Here is a 3,607-nt window from a genome sequence, read left to right on the forward strand (position 1 = left end):
CCGCCAGGCGTTGCAGCGCCAGCAGCGGCAGCGCGCACGCGAGGCCGGCCCCAACGCCTCCGCGCTGGGCACGGAACTGAGCCGATGACGCCGGTACAGCGACGCCGGCTGGTGTGGGTGCTGCTGGTGCTGCTGGCCTCCGGGCTGGCCACCACGCTGGTGGCGTTCGCGCTCCAGCGCAACATCGCCTACCTGTACACGCCCTCGGAGGTGCTGCGCGGCGAGCACGGCACGCAGTCGAATTTCCGCCTCGGCGGCATGGTGGTCAAGGGCTCGTTCCAGCGTGCCGAGGGTTCGCTGGACGCCCACTTCGTGGTCACCGATGGCGATGCCACCCTGCCGGTGACGACCTCGCGGATCCTGCCCGACATGTTCCGCGAAGACTCGGCCGTGGTGGCGATGGGGCGCCTGCAGGACGGGGTGTTCGTCGCCGACGAAGTGCTGGCCAAGCACGACGAGAACTACATTCCCAAGGAAGTCGCCGACAAGATGGGCAAGGCGCACAGCAAGCACGACGTGCCCATGCCCGCCGTGGAGACACGCTGAGTGCTGCCGGAACTGGGGCAGGTCCTGCTGTTGTGCGCGCTGCTGGCGGCCCTGCTGCAGGCGCTGCTGCCGCTGTGGGGCGCGCAGCGTGGGCAGGTCGCGTGGATGGCGGTGGCCCGTCCGGCCGCGTTCGCCCAGCTGGCGCTGGTCGCCGGCGCCTTCGCGCTGCTTACCGTTGCGTTCGTGCAGCAGGATTTTTCGGTGGCCTACGTGGCCGAGAACTCCAACAGCCTGCTGCCGCTGGCCTACCGGTATTCGGCGGTATGGGGCGCGCATGAAGGCTCGCTGCTGCTGTGGGTACTGGTGCTGGCGCTGTGGGGCGCCGCGGTGGCGCTGTGGTCCAGGCGCCTGCCCGACACCGTGCGCGCACGCGTGCTGGGGGTGATGGGTATCATCAGCCTGGGCTTCCTGGCCTTCCTCTTTTTCACCTCCAACCCGTTCGCACGCCTGCTGCCGGCGCCGCTGGAAGGCCGCGACCTCAATCCGCTGCTGCAGGACCCGGGGCTGATCATCCACCCGCCGATGTTGTACGTGGGCTATGTGGGCTTCGCGGTGCCGTTCGCGTTCGCCATCGCCGCGCTGCTCGACGGCCGCGTCGATGCGCGCTGGCTGCGCTGGACCCGTCCGTGGACCAATGTGGCGTGGGGCTTCCTTACCCTCGGCATCGCGCTCGGCAGCTGGTGGGCATATTACGAGCTGGGCTGGGGCGGCTGGTGGTTCTGGGACCCGGTCGAAAATGCGAGCTTCATGCCGTGGCTGGCCGGCGCCGCCCTGATCCATTCGCAGGCGGTGACCGAGAAACGCGGCAGTTTCGCCAGCTGGACCCTGCTGCTGGCGATCGCCGCGTTCGCGCTGTCGCTGCTGGGCGCGTTCCTGGTGCGTTCGGGGGTGCTGACCAGCGTGCATTCGTTCGCCGCCGATCCGTCGCGCGGCGCGTTCATCCTGGTGTTCCTGGCCCTGGTGGTCGGCGCGGCGCTGGTGCTCTACGCGCTGCGCGCCGGCGCGCTGGGCAACGACGACCCGCGCCGCGGCTTCATGCCGACCTCGCGCGAGACCCTGCTGCTGGCCAACAACCTGCTGCTGGCCGGGGCCTGCGCGATGGTGCTGCTGGGCACCCTGTACCCGCTGCTGGCCGACGCGCTGGGGCTGGGCAAGGTGTCGGTCGGGCCGCCGTATTTCGGCACCCTGTTCATCGTGCTGATGGCGCCGCTGGTGGCGTTGCTGCCGTTCGGGCCGCTGGTCAACTGGCAGCGCGACCAGGCATCGCGGCGACTGGCCCTGCTGGCGCCGTGGGCCGGCCTCGCCCTGCTGCTGGGCGTCGTTGCATGGTTCATGGCACCGCAGGGCAAGCTGAAGGCCGCTGCCGGCGTGGCCGCGGCGGCATGGGTGGCGCTGGGTACCGCGCGTTTCGCCTGGACCCGCCTGCGCGGCAACGGCCGCTTCAATGCGGAAATGGTCGGCATGCTGCTGGCCCACGGTGGCGTGGCAGTGTTCCTGGTCGGCGCGTTGCTGGTGGAAGCGCTGAACGTGCAGCGCGAGGTCGCGCTCACCCCGGGCCAGAGCCTGGACGTGAGTGGCTACACCCTGCGCTTCGAGGGCGTGGACCACCAGCAGGGGCCCAATTACGTTGCCGACCGCGGCCACGTGCGCGTGCTGCAGGGCGATCGCGAGCTGGCCCTGCTGCACCCGGAGAAGCGCGCCTACGCCAGCGGCGGGCAGATGATGACCGAAGCCGGCATCCATGCGCGCGTGCGCGGCGATGTGTACGTGGCGCTGGGCGAGCCGCTGGGCAACAATGCATGGGCCGTGCGCGTGCATGTCAAACCCTTCGTGCGCTGGGTCTGGTTCGGCGCCGTGCTGATGGCGCTGGGTGGCTTCGTCACCGCCGCCGACCGCCGCTTCCGCCGTTTCCAGGAGTAGTTCCGTGTCCGATCCCCGCCCCGCCTCCCGCCCGCTGCCGCCCGTGGCCATCGTCATCGGCGTGCTGTTCTTCTTCGGGTTGCTCGGGCTGATGATCTACGGAGTGATGAAATCCGGCGCACCCGACCGCGACATCCTGCCCTCCGCGTTGATCGGTAAACCGGCACCGGCCTTTGCGTTGCCGGTCCTGCACGACCCGTCGATCACGGTGAACAGCAGCGAGCTGCGCGGCGCGCCGTACGTGCTCAACGTCTGGGGCAGCTGGTGCGCGGCGTGCCGCGAGGAACATCCGATCCTGACCCGGTTCGCCGAAACCAAGCGCGTGCGCGTGATCGGCTACAACTGGAAGGACGAGCCGACCGATGCGCTGCGCTGGCTGGAGCAGCTGGGCAATCCGTTCGTGCTGGTGCTGACCGACATCGAGGGCCGTACCGCGATCGACTGGGGCATCACCGCCGCGCCGGAAACGTTCCTGGTGGACGCCAGCGGCGTGGTGCGCTGGAAGTACAGTGGCGCGCTCAGCCAGCGCGTGATCGACACCCAGCTGATTCCGGAACTGGAGAAACTGGAACGTGACCATGCGAAACCGCGCACTACGCCTGCGGAATGATTCCGGCGCCGCGAGCCGCACGACCGACAGGCGTGCGCTACCGGTGTGGGTTCTCGCATTCGCGTTGATGGTTCCTGTGCTGACGCTGGCGCAGGCGGTGTCCGACCCGACCCCGCTGCAGTACCGCGACGCCGCCGAGGAAGCGCGCTTCCATGCGCTGGCCGCCGAGCTGCGCTGCGTGCAGTGCCAGAACCAGTCGCTGGCCGATTCCAATGCGCAGATCGCGCATGACCTGCGCCGCGAAGTGCTCACCCTGATGCAGCAGGGCCGCACCGATGCGCAGATCAAGCAGTTCCTGGTCGACCGCTACGGCGAGTTCGTGCTGTACCGCCCGGTGATGGACACCCGCAACAGCGTGTTGTGGTTCGGCCCCGTGGCGCTGGTGCTGGGCGGTGCCGGCGTGCTGGCCTGGGTGGTGCGCCGGCGCAGCCGCCAGGTGCAACCGATGGGCGACAGCGAGGAACGCTGGTGAGCGCGTGGATGCAGGCGATTGCCGGGCTGTGCGCCGCGGTGGTGGCGATGGTGGTGCTG

Annotated in this window: 4 protein-coding genes; all 4 read left to right on the forward strand. The window is 69.6% G+C overall.

Features of this window, described 5'->3' with window-relative positions:
- Positions 1-84 precede the first annotated feature (84 nt).
- The 4 genes from ccmE to RWO33_RS19760 all read left to right on the forward strand — a co-directional run bounded on the left by ccmE (position 85) and on the right by RWO33_RS19760 (position 3,548).
- Positions 85-546, forward strand: coding sequence for a cytochrome c maturation protein CcmE (gene ccmE / locus RWO33_RS19745; RefSeq protein ID WP_145480153.1), 462 nt, complete (start codon positions 85-87; stop codon positions 544-546).
- The gene (locus tag RWO33_RS19750; RefSeq protein ID WP_314107112.1) at positions 547-2,466 is read left to right on the forward strand and encodes a heme lyase CcmF/NrfE family subunit; all 1,920 of its coding nucleotides are present in this window, start codon (positions 547-549) and stop codon (positions 2,464-2,466) included.
- A 4-nt stretch (positions 2,467-2,470) separates the two neighbouring features.
- A complete protein-coding gene (locus tag RWO33_RS19755) occupies positions 2,471-3,076 on the forward strand; it encodes a DsbE family thiol:disulfide interchange protein (protein WP_314107115.1) in 606 nt (201 codons plus the stop codon).
- A 67-nt stretch (positions 3,077-3,143) separates the two neighbouring features.
- Complete coding sequence (locus RWO33_RS19760) at positions 3,144-3,548, forward strand: cytochrome c-type biogenesis protein (RefSeq protein WP_314107116.1); 405 nt, start codon at positions 3,144-3,146, stop codon at positions 3,546-3,548.
- Positions 3,549-3,607 lie beyond the last annotated feature (59 nt).

The sequence above is a fragment of the uncultured Stenotrophomonas sp. genome (genome assembly GCF_963519925.1).
Taxonomy (GTDB): Bacteria; Pseudomonadota; Gammaproteobacteria; order Xanthomonadales; family Xanthomonadaceae; genus Stenotrophomonas; species Stenotrophomonas maltophilia_AE.

Bases quoted from the DNA above. Each gene is read 5' to 3' on its own strand.
- ccmE (WP_145480153.1), top strand. From the start codon at position 85: ATGACGCCGGTACAGCGACGCCGGCTGGTGTGGGTGCTGCTGGTGCTG.
- RWO33_RS19760 (WP_314107116.1), top strand. From the start codon at position 3,144: ATGGTTCCTGTGCTGACGCTGGCGCAGGCGGTGTCCGACCCGACCCCG.